Annotated in this window: 14 protein-coding genes; 8 read left to right on the forward strand and 6 right to left on the reverse strand. The window is 62.9% G+C overall.

What is annotated here, in order from left to right; genetic code table 11:
• Positions 1-951, forward strand: coding sequence for a protease modulator HflC (gene hflC / locus G9X64_RS25340; protein WP_168310032.1), 951 nt, complete (start codon positions 1-3; stop codon positions 949-951).
• 298 nt (positions 952-1,249) lie between these two features.
• Positions 1,250-2,980 carry a Do family serine endopeptidase gene (locus tag G9X64_RS25345; RefSeq protein WP_171377600.1) on the forward strand — a complete coding sequence of 577 codons (1,731 nt, stop codon included), beginning with the start codon at positions 1,250-1,252 and terminating at the stop codon, positions 2,978-2,980.
• Between the two features lie 340 nt (positions 2,981-3,320).
• Here the strand turns inward: G9X64_RS25345 and serB are convergent, their stop codons facing one another.
• Complete coding sequence (gene serB, locus G9X64_RS25350; RefSeq protein ID WP_168310034.1) at positions 3,321-4,211, reverse strand: phosphoserine phosphatase SerB; 891 nt, start codon at positions 4,209-4,211, stop codon at positions 3,321-3,323.
• Between serB and miaA the strand changes: the two genes are divergently transcribed.
• Positions 4,210-5,106: a tRNA (adenosine(37)-N6)-dimethylallyltransferase MiaA gene (miaA, locus tag G9X64_RS25355; protein ID WP_168310035.1), complete on the forward strand. Its 897-nt coding sequence runs from the start codon at positions 4,210-4,212 to the stop codon at positions 5,104-5,106. The two genes, serB and miaA, sit on opposite strands and share 2 nt — an antisense overlap.
• On the opposite strand, the gene pdxR is transcribed toward miaA, so the two are convergent.
• The gene (pdxR, locus tag G9X64_RS25360; RefSeq protein ID WP_210259720.1) at positions 5,103-6,611 is read right to left on the reverse strand and encodes a MocR-like pyridoxine biosynthesis transcription factor PdxR; all 1,509 of its coding nucleotides are present in this window, start codon (positions 6,609-6,611) and stop codon (positions 5,103-5,105) included. The genes miaA and pdxR overlap by 4 nt on opposite strands.
• A 151-nt stretch (positions 6,612-6,762) precedes the next feature.
• Here pdxR and G9X64_RS25365 point away from each other — a divergent pair, with 151 nt between their 5' ends.
• Together G9X64_RS25365 and G9X64_RS25370 are read left to right on the forward strand one after the other, a co-directional pair.
• Positions 6,763-7,377 carry a LysE family translocator gene (locus G9X64_RS25365; RefSeq protein WP_168314003.1) on the forward strand — a complete coding sequence of 205 codons (615 nt, stop codon included), beginning with the start codon at positions 6,763-6,765 and terminating at the stop codon, positions 7,375-7,377.
• Positions 7,378-7,398: 21 nt separating this feature from the next.
• Complete coding sequence (locus G9X64_RS25370) at positions 7,399-8,325, forward strand: dihydrodipicolinate synthase family protein (protein ID WP_168310038.1); 927 nt, start codon at positions 7,399-7,401, stop codon at positions 8,323-8,325.
• Here G9X64_RS25370 and G9X64_RS25375 read toward each other — a convergent pair.
• Positions 8,310-10,349, reverse strand: a complete 2,040-nt coding sequence (locus tag G9X64_RS25375) for an ATP-binding protein (protein ID WP_171377602.1) — start codon at positions 10,347-10,349, stop codon at positions 8,310-8,312. The two genes, G9X64_RS25370 and G9X64_RS25375, sit on opposite strands and share 16 nt — an antisense overlap.
• A 323-nt stretch (positions 10,350-10,672) precedes the next feature.
• Between G9X64_RS25375 and G9X64_RS25380 the strand changes: the two genes are divergently transcribed.
• Positions 10,673-12,463, forward strand: a complete 1,791-nt coding sequence (locus G9X64_RS25380; RefSeq protein WP_171377603.1) for an acetolactate synthase 3 large subunit — start codon at positions 10,673-10,675, stop codon at positions 12,461-12,463.
• A gap of 20 nt (positions 12,464-12,483) precedes the next feature.
• Positions 12,484-13,056 (forward strand): acetolactate synthase small subunit, encoded by a 573-nt coding sequence (ilvN, locus tag G9X64_RS25385; protein ID WP_168310041.1) that lies wholly within the window; start codon positions 12,484-12,486, stop codon positions 13,054-13,056.
• 36 nt (positions 13,057-13,092) lie between these two features.
• Here ilvN and G9X64_RS25390 read toward each other — a convergent pair whose 3' ends face one another.
• Complete coding sequence (locus tag G9X64_RS25390; protein WP_168310042.1) at positions 13,093-13,941, reverse strand: aldo/keto reductase; 849 nt, start codon at positions 13,939-13,941, stop codon at positions 13,093-13,095.
• 152 nt (positions 13,942-14,093) lie between these two features.
• Between G9X64_RS25390 and G9X64_RS25395 the strand changes: the two genes are divergently transcribed.
• Entirely contained in the window at positions 14,094-14,687 is a 594-nt protein-coding gene (locus G9X64_RS25395; protein WP_171377604.1) for a LysE family translocator, read from the forward strand.
• Here the strand turns inward: G9X64_RS25395 and G9X64_RS25400 are convergent.
• Both G9X64_RS25400 and G9X64_RS25405 read right to left on the reverse strand, forming a co-directional pair.
• Positions 14,679-15,155 carry a DUF2269 family protein gene (locus tag G9X64_RS25400; protein ID WP_171377605.1) on the reverse strand — a complete coding sequence of 159 codons (477 nt, stop codon included), beginning with the start codon at positions 15,153-15,155 and terminating at the stop codon, positions 14,679-14,681. The genes G9X64_RS25395 and G9X64_RS25400 overlap by 9 nt on opposite strands.
• Entirely contained in the window at positions 15,155-16,429 is a 1,275-nt protein-coding gene (locus G9X64_RS25405) for an SDR family oxidoreductase (protein ID WP_171377606.1), read from the reverse strand. The genes G9X64_RS25400 and G9X64_RS25405 overlap by 1 nt, the downstream gene beginning before the upstream one ends.
• Positions 16,430-16,475: the final 46 nt, after the last annotated feature.

A 16,475-nucleotide genomic window follows, 5' to 3' on the forward strand; every position in this document is an offset into this window, starting at 1 on the left:
ATGATGTCGAACAGACTTCCCGTCATTCTCATCATTCTCGCGATCGTGCTGGCCGTGATCTATTCCTCAGTCTTCGTGGTCAATGCCCGCGAGCAGGCAATCGTCGTTCGCTTCGGCGAGATCCAATCGGTGAAGACCGATCCAGGCATCTATTTCAAGCTGCCCTTCTCCTTTGCCGATGCCGACCGCGTGCAATATGTCCAGAAGCAGGAATTGCGCTTCAACCTCGACAATATCCGCGTCCAGGTTTCGGGCGGCGCCTTCTACGAGGTGAATGCATTCATCATCTACCGCATCAACGATGCGCGCCGGTTCCGCGAAACGGTGTCGGGTGACAGGGAGGCGGCGGAAGCGCGGCTTCGCACCCGTCTCGATTCCTCGCTGCGCCGGGTCTATGGCGTGCGCAGCATCGAAGCCGCACTCTCCCGCGAGCGCGTGGCGATGATGCTCGAGGTTCGCAACGAACTGCAGGCCGATGCGGAGACGCTGGGCATCACGCTCGATGACGTGCGCATCAGCCGTACCGACTTGACGCAGGACGTTTCCGAGCGCACCTTCAACCGCATGCGGGCCGAGCGTCTGGCGGAAGCCGAACTGCTGCGGGCACAGGGTAACGAAGAGGGCCAGCGCCGCCGCGCCATCGCCGACCGCCAGGTCGTCGAGCTGACCGCGGATGCGCAGCGCGAGTCCGAAATCCTGCAGGGCCAGGGCGATGCGGAACGCAACCGCATCTTCGCCGACTCCTTCTCACGCGATCCTGCTTTCTTCGAGTTCTACCGCTCGATGGCGGCCTATTCCTCGGCGCTCTCGTCGCAGGATACAACGCTGGTGCTTTCGCCGAACTCGCAGTTCTTCCGCTATTTCAACAACTCTGCCGGCAATCCGGCAGCGCCTGCTCCGGCTTTGCCGCCACCGACTGCGCCTGGCGCACCGGCCCAGCCGGCGAACTGACGATCTGTTGAATGCAGGGTTTCCTCACCGGGCCTGCATTCTCCCGCATCATCGAGGGGCTGGTTTCGTACCGGCCCCTCGTTTCGTATTGGGATAGCGAGGCAACTTTGTCTCCAGTTCCAAGCGGCAGTCGCGGGACTTCGAATTTGTGGCGATGGCAGCAGGTGTTAGGTGTGTCCGGCTTTTGCGAGGCCACGTCACATTGCACGGGGATTTCGCGAAAAGGTGATTTCACCCTCCATCATTCCGCCTTATGCTGATGCTCAATGTGCGCATGTACCCCTTATGAGGAAGCTTGATGGCCCCCACGATTCGCTCGCCCTTCAGACGAACGCTCGCGCTTATGGCCAGCGCCGCAATCCTGGCGCAAGCTGGCGTGAGCGGGATTGCCTATGCGCAAACCGCGCCTGAGACGACCGCACCCGGGGTTACTGCACCCGCTCCGGCTACTCCGGAAACGGCTGTTCCCGCTCCTACGCCTCCCGCACCCGCCGCGCCGCAGCAGACCGCTCCGATCCAGGCCGCCGTGCCCAATAGCGGCCCGGCTTCCGTCGCCGATCTCGCCGAAGGCCTGCTCGACGCCGTGGTCAATATCTCGACTTCGCAGAAGGTGAAGGACGACGAGGGCGCAGGCCCGGCGCCGCGCGCGCCAGACGGCTCGCCTTTCCAGGAATTCTTCAACGACTTCTTCAACAAGCAGCAGGGCAACAAGGGCGGCAACCACAATGTCAGCTCGCTCGGCTCCGGCTTCGTCATCGATCCGGCCGGCTATATCGTCACCAACAATCACGTGATCGAGGGCGCCGACGATATCGAGATCAATTTCGCCAATGGTTCGAAGCTCAAGGCGAAGCTGATCGGCACCGATACGAAGACCGATCTTTCGGTGCTGAAGGTTGAGCCGAAGACGCCGCTGAAATCCGTGAAATTCGGCGATTCCAGCACGATGCGTATCGGCGATTGGGTGATGGCGATCGGCAATCCGTTCGGCTTCGGGGGGTCGGTGACGGTCGGCATCATTTCCGGGCGTGGCCGCAACATCAATGCCGGTCCCTACGACAACTTCATCCAGACGGATGCGGCGATCAACAAGGGCAATTCGGGCGGCCCGCTCTTCAACATGAAGGGCGAGGTGATCGGCATCAACACGGCCATCATTTCGCCGAGCGGCGGCTCGATCGGTATCGGCTTCTCGGTGCCGTCGGAGCTTGCTTCCGGCGTCGTTGACCAGCTGCGCGAATATGGCGAGACGCGGCGCGGCTGGCTCGGCGTGCGCATCCAGCCGGTGACCGACGATATCGCCGACAGCCTCGGGCTCGACACTGCAAAGGGCGCGCTGGTCGCCGGCGTCATCAAGGGCGGCCCCGTCGACGACGGCTCGATCAAAGCAGGCGACGTCATTTTGAAATTCGACGGCAAGACCGTCAGCGAAATGCGCGACCTGCCGCGAGTGGTGGCGGAAAGCACGGTCGGCAAGGAAGTCGAGGTGGTAGTGCTGCGCGACGGCAAGGAGCAGACCGTCAAGGTGAAGCTCGGCCGACTCGAGGACAGCGATCAGGCGGCTGCATCTGACGATTCAGCACCCGATGGCTCGCAGGACGACGGCGTGATCACTCCGGATCCCGGCGAGAACAATGACATGGACCAGCCGGATTCCGGCGATCAGGCCAAGCCTGCACCTGATACACCCAACCAGTACAAGGGCCAGGTGTCGCCGGATGCGGCCACGCCGAAGAACGTGCTCGGGCTGTCGCTGTCGCTGTTGAGCGCCGAGACGCGCAAGGCCTTCGGCATTGCCGAGAGCGTCGATGGCGTCGTCGTGACGGAAGTGACGCCCGGCTCCGCCTCCGCCGAAAAGGGGTTGAAGCCCGGCGACGTGATCGTCGAGGTGGCGCAGGAGTTCATGAAGTCGCCGGATGCGGTCGCCGCCAAGGTGCAGGCGCTGAAACAGGAAGGCCGCCGCAACGCCCAACTGATGATCGCATCGGCGAATGGCGATCTGCGGTTCGTGGCGGTGCCGATGGAATAAGAAAAGCTATGGCGGTGATGGATGCCGCCGTGGTCTCCGATTCTCCCTCACACCTGTGGCATCGCAAAGCCCTGAGGGCACTGATAACGAGGAGAGGGTGTGCCGTGTGATACACCCCCCTCTGCCCTGCCGGGCATCTCCCCCACAGGTGGGGAGATCGGCAGGAAGCGATGCCTCGCCCTAAATTGACGGTTCACGATACGGCCAGTTGTCTGGGGAAGCCATCGCGCCCAGCCGATCTCCCTCCTTGTGGGGGAGATGCCCGGCAGGGCAGAGGGGGGTACCCCAGGCGCTGCCAGTGCAACGGGAAGGAGAGGGTGTGCCTGGCGCGATATCGCCTTCAAGCCGTCACGAAATCCGTCTTCCGATAGCCCTGGATATAGAGCAGGGCGGTCAGGTCGCCGTGGTTGATGCGCATCTGCGCTTCGGCGGCAACAGTTGGCTTGGCGTGGAGCGCGACACCGGAGCCGGCAAGGTGCAGCATGCCGAGATCGTTGGCGCCGTCGCCGACGGCGATCGCCTCTTTCGGCGAAATTCCGAGGCGAGCCGCAATTTCGTTCAGCGCATCGACCTTCGCCTGTTTTCCGAGGATCGGTTCGGCGACGAAGCCGGAGAGGATGCCGCCGTCTTCGAGCAGGGTGTTTGCGCGGTTCTCGTCGAAGCCGAGGGTGGCGGCGATGCGGCTGGTGAAGACGGTGAAGCCGCCGGAGACAAGCGCGGTGTAATGGCCTTTCGACTTCATGGTGGCGATCAGTTCCAGGCCGCCTGGGGTGAGCGTGATGCGCTTGGCGATCACCTCGTCGACGACCGATATCGGCAGCCCCTTCAGCAGGGCAACACGCTCACGCAGGGCAGGCTCGAAGGCGATCTCGCCATTCATGGCCCGGGCGGTGATATCAGCAACCTTTTCCTTCAGGCCGACTTCGGCGGCGAGTTCGTCGATGCACTCCTGGCCGATCATCGTCGAATCCATGTCGGCGATCAGCAGCTTCTTGCGGCGGGCCTCTTGCTCCTGGATGACAAGGTCGATGGGCGCGCTTGCTATGACGGCAAGGATATTGGCCTCTGCCGCTTGCGCATCAGTGCCGTCACGCAGCGCGATGTCGCAGGCAACGCCATCGGCCAACCAGTAGAGGCCGGAAGCCTTGACCGCCTCGGCCGCCCGTTCGGCGATTGCGGGTGTCAGCACGGGATTTGACGGATTGGCAACAAGCGTGGCAACGAGGGCCATGATGGAAAACCTTCTGAGCACAGTGAACGCGATCCTGATAACCGGGCCGACCGCCAGCGGCAAGTCCGCGCTCGCCGTCGAATTGGCCAGACGCCATGACGGCGCGGTCGTCAACGCCGACAGCATGCAGGTCTACGACACGCTGCGGGTGCTGACCGCGCGGCCGTCAGAGGAGGAGATGCAGGGCGTGCCGCATCATCTTTACGGCCACGTGCCGGCAGGTGCGGCCTATTCCACAGGCGCCTGGCTGCGGGATGTCTCGGCACTACTACCGGCACTCTGGGACGCAGGACGGCTGCCGGTCTTCGTCGGCGGCACGGGACTTTACTTCAAGGCGCTGATCGGGGGGCTCTCCGATATGCCGGAGATACCGGAGGTGCTGCGGGAGAGACTCAGGACGCGGCTGCTGGAGGAGGGGCCGGACGGGCTCCATGCCGAACTCGCCGAGGCCGATCCCGCCATGGCGGCAAGCCTCAACCGCCAGGACGGGCAGCGGATCGTCCGGGCGCTGGAGGTCTTGAAGGCGACGGGGCGATCGATCGCCAATTTCCAGGGCCGGGCGGGACCGGTGGTGATCGACGCCGATGAGGCCCGCAAGATCGTCGTGCTGCCGGACCGGGCTGTGCTGCATCAGCGCATCAACGGGCGTTTCGAAAAGATGCTGCAGCAAGGTGCGGAAGACGAGGTACGGGCTCTGCTTGCGCTCGATCTGCCGGCCGAGGCGCCTGTAATGAAGGCAATCGGCGTGTCGCAGATTACGGCGATGCTGAGGGGCGAGATGACGCGCGGCGAGGTGTTGGAGAAGGGTGCTGCGGCGACGCGGCAATATGCCAAGCGGCAAATGACATGGTTCCGCAACCAGATGGACGACAGCTGGGAGCGGCTGACAGTTTAGGCTTCAGTTCGTTGCGGGCCTCCAACTTGAAACATCTGTTGGCTCAGCAGTTTGACGAGTTCGCCGACCGCGGCCTGTAACTGGTCCGGCATAAATCCGCCGAAGCCCAGCATCAGGCCGCGACGCGCCGGCTGTGTGGCATACATCGGGGAAATCGCACGTACGGCGAGGCCGGCCGAGAGGGCATGGGCTGCGAGTTGCACGTCGTCGACCTCCTCGGGCAGCCATAGAAGAATATGCATGCCTTGGTCGCTCTCCTGGACGCGGCAGCCCTCAGGCAAGCCCCGCTCGAGCGCCGAGAGCAGAACAGCGCGGCGTTCGGCATAGAGGCCGCGGATGCGCCGGATATGCGCTTCGAAATAACCTTCCCGCATGTAGGCCGCCAGAACATGCTGTTCGGCGATCGGCGAATGCCGGTCGAGAATGGCGCGGGCGCCGGCAAAGGCTTCTGCGAGTGGCGAAGGGGCGATGACGTAGCCGAGGCGCAGGGAAGGAAAGAGCACCTTGCTGAAGGTGCCGAGATAGACGACGCGTGACGGACGCAACCCTTGCATCGACGGAAACGGGTGTCCGGCATAACGCAGCTCACTGTCGTAATCGTCCTCGATGATCCAGGCGCGATTTTGGTCAGCCCAGGCGATCAAGGCATTGCGCCGCGCCATGCTGAGCGGCATCCCGATCGGATATTGGTGCGAAGGGGTGACGAATGCGGCGCGCGCCTGGGGACAGAGCTCGAGGCCGCGTTCCACGTTCATTCCCTGTGCATCGACCGGCAGGCGGTGCGTCCGTACGCCGAGATCGTCGAGCACGGCCGTCAGGCCGGGATAGGCCGGGTCCTCGGCCCAAACCGGATCGTCACGCGAGAGAAGGACCCGGCCCGCCATATAGAGGCCTTGTTGGGTGCCTGACGTAACGATGACCTGTTCAGGTTCGCAATGAACGGCCCGCGCGCGCCGGACGTGGTCGGCAATGGCAAGCCTGAGTTCGAGCAAGCCCATAGGGTCATGGTAACCCGAAGGTGCGGCCTGTCGCGACGCGCGGACGCGGTTGCCGAGACGGCGCCAGTTGTCGTCGGGCGCAATGCCACAAGACGGGACGGCGATGGCGAAGGGAACGGGCGGGTGCGGGGTGAGCGCACGGGCGATGGCGATCAGCCGGGCAGCCTGGAACGGCAGATCGACAGCATCCGCGGCAGACGGTACTGCCGGCGCAGGCGGGCGCGCCGGCGGCGCATCCATCAGATCGACGGCAACACGGGTTCCTGCTCCGACCCGCGCTTCGAGATAGCCTTCGGCGGTCAACTGATCGAACACCTCGACGACAGTGCCGCGCGCGATCTTCAGCGAAGCCGCAAGGCTACGCGTCGAAGGAAGGCGTTCCCCCGACCTCAGCTCACCGCGGGCGATTGCGTTCCGGAGGGCCTGCGCAAGCTGGCGACCGACATTGGCCGTTCGATTGATCGCGTTCAATGATGGTATCTCGATGATGCTGCGCCGTTTGGACATCGCGAAATGGTCCATAGAGTTTCTTCAAAAATGGCGCTTCACGATGAACCAATTTTCGAGGAAAAGGAAGCGGATTGGCGGCTCCCCGATGGCGAATTCTTCGCCTTCGGGATCGTGCCGTGCGCGGGCGCAAACTTCTGGAAAAACGCAAATGCAGGATCTTCTCGTCGTCTACATCGCCTACGCAATCGCTGCAGGCAGTCCCGGACCGAGCAACATGGCCATCATGAATGTGGCGATGCGGCAGGGGCGTCGACCGGCGCTCGCCCTTGCCGCCGGGGTCATTACGATGTCGACATTTTGGGGGCTGGTGGCGGTCACCGGCATCTCGACACTCCTCGTCCGCTATGCCCATGCCCTGCTGTTCCTTAAGATCGCAGGCGGATTGTACCTTCTCTGGCTCGCCTGGAGGGCGGCCCGCTCGGCCGCCGCCCCGGATGGGCCGGAAAGCGAGGCCGTCCGGCCTGCCGCGCAACTCGGCGCGCTCTATCGTCGCGGCGTTCTGATGCATCTCGGCAATCCGAAGGCGGTTCTGGCCTGGGTGGCGATCATGTCGCTCGGCCTCAAGCCCGGCGCTTCGCCGGAGATGGCCGTCACGGCCTTTGGCGGCTGCGTATTCTTGGGCATCTCAATATTTTCCGGCTATGCCGTGCTCTTCTCCACGGCACCGATGGTGCGCGGCTACGCCCGTGCGCGACGGTGGATCGAGGGCAGTCTCGCCATCTTCTTCGCGGGCGCCGGATCGCGCCTGCTGTTCTCACATTGACCGGATTTCCAGGATCGCATCATGTCTGTCATTTCTCCGTTTCATGGCCTTTCGGCCTTTCCGCCAACGCCCGCCGATAGGGATGGCCGGGTCGACACGGAAGCCCTCTGCCGCCTGTTGGAACGCCTGTGTGATGCAGGCGTCGCTTCGATAGGCCTTCTTGGCAGCACCGGGATCTACGCCTTTCTCACACGCGAGGAACGACGGCGAGCCGTCGAGGCTGCGGTCGAGTGCGTTCGCGGTCGTATTCCCCTCGTCGTCGGCGTCGGTGCTCTGAGGACAGACCACGCCCGGAGCCTGGCGAAGGATGCCGAGGCCGCCGGTGCAGATGCTCTTCTGCTTGCGCCGGTGTCCTACACGCCGCTGACCCAGGACGAAGCCTACGAGCATTTCCTGGCGGTCACCGAGGCGGCGAAGCTGCCGCTTTGTATCTACAACAATCCCGGCACGACCCACTTCACCTTCAGCCGGGATCTTCTGCAGCGCCTATCCGATATCGAGACGATCAGGGCCGTGAAGATGCCTCTGCCTGCTGACGGCGATTTTGCAGGCGAGTTGGCGGAATTGCGAGAAAGGACCAGGCTTGCGATCGGCTACAGCGGTGACTGGGCCGCGGCCGAAGCGCTGCTTTCAGGTGCCGACGCCTGGTACAGCGTCATCGGCGGCTTGCTTCCGCGCGTCGCCCTTGCTTTGACCAAGGCCGCGATTGCGGGCGAGGGCAGCGAAGTGCGTCGGCTCGATGGTCTTCTCGAGCCGCTCTGGCAAACGTTCAAGGCGTTCGGAAGCCTTCGCGTGGTCTACACGCTGGTCGACCTTCTCTCACTCGCCAGGGTAGAGCTCCCACGCCCTCTCTTGCCGCTCGGGCCGACGGATCGGCAACGGGTGCTCGAGGCCGTCGAGCCTCTGATCGCTCTGGAGAGCCAGCTGAAGCCTCAATCCTTGTTGTAGAGGCTGCTCAGCGGTTTCTTCAAGATGCTTTCGCGCAACGACGTGCCGGGCTCCCGACGAGAGACTGCGGGCTGGTCCGCCGGGGGTGTCGGCCGGGGAAAGACCGGCTCGTCGCGGCGCATCTCGCGGCGGAGCGCGTCCAGCCGGGGATCGATCGCAGGTGACGTGGCCGGGTCCAGCCGCGGTGTCTGCGGCAGCAGTTCGCGGCGGTAGGATTCAAGCGGCGCGGAGACGGGCGGCGCGGCGGAAGAGGCGGGCGGCGTGTATGGCTTCGTGTCAAGATCCTCGTCGACTGCGTCTGTCTCGTCGAAACCTGCCACGGACGCGGCATAATTCTGCTGGAAATTCGCAATGTCGGGTCCGACGGTCACCGCCCGCATGCGCGTGACGATCTTGCGCAAATCGACCGTATCCGGATCTTCCTCGCTGTGCTTGTTGTTGGCGCTGCTCGCCTTCGGCAAGAGGTTTTCGTCGACGCGGGAAAAACGCATGCGCATCGGCACGCTGATCGCTTCGCCGAAAGCGATCGCCTCGCCGTTGCCGATCGAAGAGATGAAGCTCGTCGTCGAGATCGACGAATTCGGGATGGCCGAGCGGATGATTTCCTGGTCGCGGTCATTGGCAAGGCGCATGGCAAAGAGTGTCGAACACTGTGACAGGATCGTCTGGTCGAGCTCGCCCGGCCGCTGGGTGATGATGCCGAGCGAGACGCCGTATTTGCGGCCTTCCTTGGCGATGCGGGCGATCGCCTGGCGCGTCGGCACGAAGCCGAGGCTGGGATCGGAGGGGATATAGCGGTGAGCTTCCTCGCAGACGACGAGCATGTGGATGGCGCCGTCGCTCCACAGCGCCACCTCGAAGGCCATACGGCAGAGCACAGAGGCGACCGAATTGACGACCTCGGAGGGAATGCCGGCCAGTTGGAAGGTGCAGATCGGCCTGCCATCGCCGGGGATGCGAAAGATCTGCGCGATGGTTTCGGTGATCGTGTCGCTGATCGTGTTGTTGGAGAACATGAAGTGATAGCGCGGATCGTTGATCGCGGCGATGAGGCGCATCTTCAACGACCGCAGGAAGGGTTTTTCCGAGCGGCCTTCCAGGCGGCCGATGCGCTCGTCGATCAGCGCCAGCAGATCGGCCATGCGGTAGGGAACCGGCGTATCGGCGGTGATCGAACTCTTTTCCGTCGTGCGGCGCACGAGCGAGTTGTCGCTGCCGCGGAAGGCACGCTTGGCCTCCGGCAGGATATCGCGCAGCATATCGAGCTCTTCGGGCACCGGCGGGCGGCCGCGAAAGACGACCTCGGCAAATTCCTCCAGCCGCATCAGCCAGAAGGGCAGGTCGAGCGTATCGGTATCGATGGTGACGGCGTGCTGAGGAAATGCGGCGGCGAATTCATTATGCGGATCGAGAATCAGTACACGCAGCTTCGGATCCGCCGCGATCGACTTGTGCAGGAGCAGCGATACGGCCGTCGACTTGCCGACGCCAGTCGAGCCGACGACCGCGAAATGCTTGGAGAGCATCGAGGGGATATGGATCGCCGCATCGATGCTTTCGTCCTGCGTCAGCTTGCCGATGACGGCGGTCGTACCCTGGCCGGCATCGTAGATGCGCATCAGGTCTGCGGATCGGATGCGGTGCGCGATGGCGCCGAGATAGGGATAACGCGAGATGCCGGTCGAGAATTCCTCTCGCCCGTCCTCGTCGACACGGACTTCGCCCAGCAGCTCGGTCTCGATCTTGAAAATGTTGTCTTCGCCTTCGCCCCAGGCATGGCTACCGGTGTTCATCTGGTAGGCGAGCGCGACGACGCGGTTGCGGCCGACGCTGATCGAAATCAGCCGGCCCACGGACCAGAGTTCAGTAAGATCGGTGCCGCCCTGTTCGGCGACGGCCGCAATCGTCGCCCGCGAACCGCTGCATGCAACGACGCGGCCGAGAAAGCGATTTCCCGGCGCATGGCCATCGCGGCGATCATGCTCGCCTGCCTTGCCAGACGTGCGCAAGTCGTTGTTGAGCAAAGGGCTACTCCATGCGGTAGCGAAGAAGAATAAAGTCGATCCTTTAACAAATCCTTCATCCTATCGAATTTCGGGGATGCAGGTGTGGGGCAGTTTTTTATTGCGGCATGCGTTGACGCTGCGAAATTTTCTGTCTATCACTTCCGACCATGAAAATCGCAACGGCTCTTATCGTGGTGGGAAAGCGCATGGGCAGGATGGTGTAACCATCCGGCGATAGCCACCCATGCGCTAGATGACAGGCTCCTCAGGGGCCTTTTTTTATGCCCGAAATCAGGGCTTCCGGCCACAAACGCAATCCCAGCATCAAACGGAACAGACAGATGAGCACGGACAATCAGGCGGCAGGCAATCGGATGACGGGAGCGGAGATCGTTCTCAAGGCGCTGAAGGACAACGGCGTCGAACATATCTTCGGCTATCCCGGCGGCGCGGTCCTGCCGATCTATGACGAGATCTTCCAGCAGGAGGACGTCAAGCACATCCTCGTCCGCCACGAGCAGGGGGCCGGCCATGCGGCCGAAGGTTACGCCCGCTCCACCGGCAAGGTCGGCGTCATGCTGGTGACCTCGGGTCCGGGCGCTACCAATGCCGTCACGCCGCTGCAGGACGCGCTGATGGATTCGATCCCGCTCGTCTGCCTGACCGGTCAGGTTCCGACCCCACTGATCGGCTCCGACGCCTTCCAGGAATGCGATACGGTCGGCATCACCCGGCCCTGCACCAAGCACAATTGGCTGGTCAAGGATGTCAACCAGCTCGCTGCCGTCATTCATGAGGCCTTCCGCATCGCCCAGTCCGGCCGTCCAGGCCCCGTCGTCGTCGATATTCCGAAAGACGTGCAGTTTGCGACCGGCACCTACACGCCGCCCGCCGATTACGCGATCCAGAAGAGCTACCAGCCGAAGATCCAGGGCGACCTCAACCAGATCCATGCCGCGATCGAACTGATGGCGAATGCGCGCCGTCCGATCATCTACTCTGGCGGCGGCGTCATCAATTCCGGCCTCGAGGCTTCCAAGCTGCTGCGCGAGCTGGTCGAGCTCACCGGTTTCCCGATCACCTCGACGCTGATGGGCCTCGGCGCCTATCCTGCTTCAGGCAAGAACTGGCTGAAGATGCTCGGCATGCACGGCTCCTACGAGGCCAACATGGCGATGCACGACTGCGATGTCATGGTCTGCATCGGCGCCCGCTTCGACGACCGTATCACTGGCCGCCTCAATGCCTTTTCACCGAATTCGAAAAAGATCCATATCGATATCGATCCGTCCTCGATCAACAAGAACGTCCGGGTCGATATCGGCATCCGCGGCGATGTCGGGCATGTGCTTGAAGACATGGTCCGTCTGTGGCGGGCGCTGCCGAAGAAACCGGAAAAGGGCCGCCTCGATGACTGGTGGACCGATATCGCCCGCTGGCGGGCGCGCAACTCCTTCGCCTATACGAAGAGCAATGACGTCATCATGCCGCAATATGCGCTGGAACGGCTCTTTGCCCACACCAAGGACCGCGATACCTACATCACCACCGAGGTCGGCCAGCACCAGATGTGGGCGGCGCAGTTCTTCGGCTTCGAGCAGCCGAACCGCTGGATGACCTCGGGCGGCCTCGGCACGATGGGCTACGGCCTGCCGGCCGCACTTGGCGTGCAGATTGCCCATCCCGACAGTCTCGTCATCGACATTGCCGGTGACGCGTCGATCCAGATGTGTATCCAGGAAATGTCGGCAGCGATCCAGCACGATGCGCCGATCAAGATCTTCATCATGAACAACCAGTATATGGGCATGGTGCGCCAGTGGCAGCAGCTGCTGCACGGCAACCGCCTGTCGAATTCCTATACGGAGGCGATGCCCGATTTCGTCAAGCTTGCGGAGGCCTATGGCGCCGTCGGCCTGCGCTGCGAAAAGCCGGATGCGCTTGATGACACCATTCTGGAGATGATCGAGGTCAGAAAGCCGGTCATCTTCGATTGCCGCGTCGCCAATCTCGCCAATTGCTTCCCGATGATCCCCTCGGGCAAGGCCCATAACGAAATGCTGCTGCCGGACGAGGCCACCGATGAAGCGGTCGCCAATGCGATCGACGCCAAGGGCCGCGCGCTCGTCTAATAAGGGAAGGGACCAAGGACATGAACGCTCACCTACAGCCCACGGGCTCCGCTTACTTCATTTCGCCGGAAACGGCGGCTGTCGAAAGCCACACGCTTTCGGTTCTCGTCGACAACGAACCGGGGGTTCTTGCCCGGGTCATCGGCCTGTTTTCCGGCCGCGGATATAATATCGAGAGCCTGACGGTCTCCGAGACCGAGCATCAGGCGCATCTTTCCCGCATCACCGTCGTCACACGCGGCACGCCGCAGGTGCTGGAGCAGATCAAGGCTCAGCTGGAACGCATCGTGCCGGTGCATCGCGTCGTCGACCTGACAGTGCGCGCCCGCGAACTCGGCCAGGACCGGCCGATCGAGCGCGAAGTGGCACTGATCAAGGTGATCGGCGAGGGCGAGATGCGCGCCGAGACCTTGCGCCTTGCCGATGCCTTTCATGCCAAGGTGGTGGATGCGACCGTCGGTCACTTCATTCTGGAGATCACCGGCAAATCGTCGAAGATCGATCAGTTCGTGGCGATCATGAAGCCGCTCGGCCTCATCGAGGTCTGCCGTACCGGGATTGCGGCGATGAACCGCGGCGCGCAGGGGATGTAAACCCGGCACCGCAACGGTGTTGAAGGCCGCTGGAGATCAGAGCATCTCCAGCGGCTTTTTCTTTGTGGGCGGTGGAAAGGCGGCGTCGAGGGCATCCCAGTCGTCGTCGGTAATGTCGAGCGAGACGCAGTCGCGGTTTTCGGCTGCGCGTTCGGCATTCGACGTCTTCGGAATGACGATGACGCCGTCGCGTTCCAAGAGGAAGGCGAGCGCCAGCTGGGCGGGTGTTGCCTGATAGGCCTTGGCGATGCGGATTAGTTCGGGATGGTGCAGGATATGTCCCTGTTCGATCGGCGAATAGGCCATGATGGGAATGCCGCGGTTCTGGCACCAGGGCAGCAGGTCGAATTCGATGCCGCGGCGGGAGAGATTATAAAGCACCTGGTTGGCGGCGACGTTGGCGCCGTCGGGCACGCGGAGCAGTTCCTCCATGTCGTCGGTGTCGAAGTTGGAGACGCCCCAGGCGCCGATCTTGCTTGACGCCTTCAGCGTTTCGAAAGCGGCGACGGTCTCGGCGAGCGGATAGTTGCCGCGCCAGTGCAAGAGATAGAGATCGATGCGGTCAGTGCCCAACCGTTCGAGACTGTGCTCGCAAGCCTCGATCGTGCCTTTCAGGCTGGCATTCCAAGGATAGACCTTACTGACGATGAAGACCTCGTCGCGCCGGCCCCTGATCGCCTGGCCGACGATCTCTTCAGCGCCACCGTCACCGTACATTTCGGCGGTGTCGATCAGCGTCATGCCGAGATCGATGCCTGCCTTGAGGCTTTCGATCTCGGCCTTGGCATGGCCGGCATCCTCGCCCATGGCCCAGGTTCCCTGGCCGAGCGCCGGCACTTGCGCGCCGTTGGGGAAGGTGATCGTCGGGATCGGGTCGTCTTGCATGAACTTTTCCATTTGGGGGAGATTGCCGCCAATTCTTATCTTTCAAGTAATCCTGTCACCATGACAATGATGTAATGGCATCAGCAATTTAGGACAGTTACATTGACCTAAATGAAATCGGCTACGAAGGATGGCCGGTCCCGGGAGGTTTCATGCCACTGGATACGTTTCTCGCCTTCGTTCTCTTCGCCTTCACGACCTCGATCACGCCGGGGCCGAACAATATGATGCTCTTCGCATCGGGCGTGAATTTCGGTTTCCGCAGGACGATCCCGCATATGTTCGGGATCGGTGCTGGCTTCTTTGTGCTGTTGCTCGGCGTCGGCTTCGGGCTTGGCGCGCTGCTGCAAACGATACCTGTGATCTATACGGCGCTGAAGTTTGCGGGCGGCGCCTATCTCGTCTGGATCGCCTGGAAGATCGCTTCCTCGCGCTCGCTCAGCGAAGGCAGAACCGGCGCTGAGCCGATGTCGTTCCTCGCCGCCGCCGCCTTCCAATGGGTCAACCCGAAAGCCTGGGTGATGGCGGTGACCGCGATGGCGACCTATACCAATCCGCAACTCTACCTCGTCAGCGTGCTGATCGTCGGTCTCGCTTTTGCGGCAGTCAATGTGCCCAGCGTCTCGACCTGGGCCGGTTTCGGCTCGGCACTGAGGGAATGGCTTTCCGATCCGGTGCGATTGAAATGGTTCAATATCAGCATGGCGGTGCTGTTGGTGGCGAGCCTCTGGCCGATGCTAAAATAGAGCGATTGCCGGCTTCATGAGCATCAGCCAGAGAATGCCGATGACGGCGAAGAAGGCCGGAAAGCCGCAGGCGAACCAGATGCGGTAGAGGCTGAAATAGGCCGGCGGCAGGGCTTGTCCCGCCGCTGCTGCGGCGCGGGCAATATCGCGCAGCCGGATCTGGATCCAGACGACGGGCAGCCAGAACAGGCCGGTCACGACATAAAGCAGCAGCGACAGCGCAATCCAGCCCTCCGACAACTCCCAGCCGATCGACCGGGCCAGCAGATAGCCGGTCACCGGCTGGAGAATGACTGCGGTGGCGGTAAAGAGGGTGTCGGCAACCACTACCGTTGCCGCAACATGGGCGATCAGCTTGGGATCGCGTGTCCGGTGCGCCATCACCATAAAGAAGGCGATGCCGGCGCCGGTGCCGAAGAGCACGGTCGCGCCGATGACATGGACAAGCAGCAGCCATTCCTCGAGCATCAGCGTTCATCCAGCGTAGCAAGTGCGGTGAGCGTCAGCATTAGCGACGGCACCACCTTGACGAGGGGGCCGAGCGGATCGAGCCAGAGCGCGGATTCGAGCAGGCTGGCGCCGGCAAGATAGGCGAACGACACGGCCAGCATGCCGAGAAGGGCGCCTTTCGCCAGCGGACGAAGGAGGACGGCAGCGCCGAGAGCGATGTCGATCAGACAGGTTGCAAGCGTCAGCGCCGTTGCCGCGGCCTCAGGCATGAACGGCAGGAAGTGAGCGGACGTCTTCTCCAGCGTCAGCAGCGGGATCAGACCTGAGAGCAGCCAGAAAGCGGATAGGCCCGATATGACGAGCGGCTTCAAAAGATAAAGCCTGGCAAACCAGAGATCCTGTACGCCGGAGGGATTGGCCGAGAGCGTCGCTGCCGCGGGTGTCGTGGCAAGGTCGCTCCCTGCTTTCGAGCTCCGCACGCCTTCCGACATGACAGTCATCGCCGTCGAGCGCAGCGGCGAACGCCAGCCGAGCAGTCCTGATAGATCGGCCAGCCATGTCACCGGGCTGGCAAGCCAGCGGGGAAGAGCGAACACGCGGGCGGGCGGCAGGCCGAGCCACTGGCGGTGAAGGCCGACGAGATCGGCGAGCGTCAGAACTTCGTCGGCGGCAAGATCGATATCGCCGGAGATGCCGCCGGAGACCGCCTGCGATACGGCTTCCGCCACATCGTCCACCGAAAGTGTTTCGACCGGACTTTCGGCATGGACCAGCGGCAGCACCAGGGGAAAGGCGGCAAGCGCCCGCAGCAGCGCCGAGCCGCCATGGGCATTGCGGCCGAGAACGAGGGCAGGGCGCAGGATGAGGTAAGGCAGGCCGCTAGCCGCCAGCGCCTGGTCGGCCCGCCGCTTGGTGGCGAGGAAAGGAAGATCGCCCGCCGCTCCCGCCGTCCTTGCCGATATCTGCACGATCAGCGGGCGCGACGAGCGTTTTGCGGCGGAATAGAGCGCCAGCATCGCCTCTGCCTGGGTGGCCGACAGATCATCCGAGAGGCCGTCCTGCAGGGCGCCGGCGCAATTGACGACGACATGCTGGTCCTTGAGGATCTCGTCCCAATCCGCTGGTTTCGTCATGCGTGAGAGATCTGCGCGCCGCCAGTCGATCGTCTGCTGTTTCAGGCGCGCACGCGCGGGATTACGGCCGAGCCCAGTTACGACGTGGCCGTCGGCGACGAGCCGGGCCGCAACGACGGAGCCTATGAAGCCGGTTGCGCCGAGAATCAGAATGTTCATGGCAGGAGATTAGCGGAAAAGCGCATGAGACATAGAAGGGCTTGGC

Source organism: Rhizobium sophorae (assembly GCF_013087515.1).
In the GTDB taxonomy this organism is placed as follows: domain Bacteria; phylum Pseudomonadota; class Alphaproteobacteria; order Rhizobiales; family Rhizobiaceae; genus Rhizobium; species Rhizobium sophorae.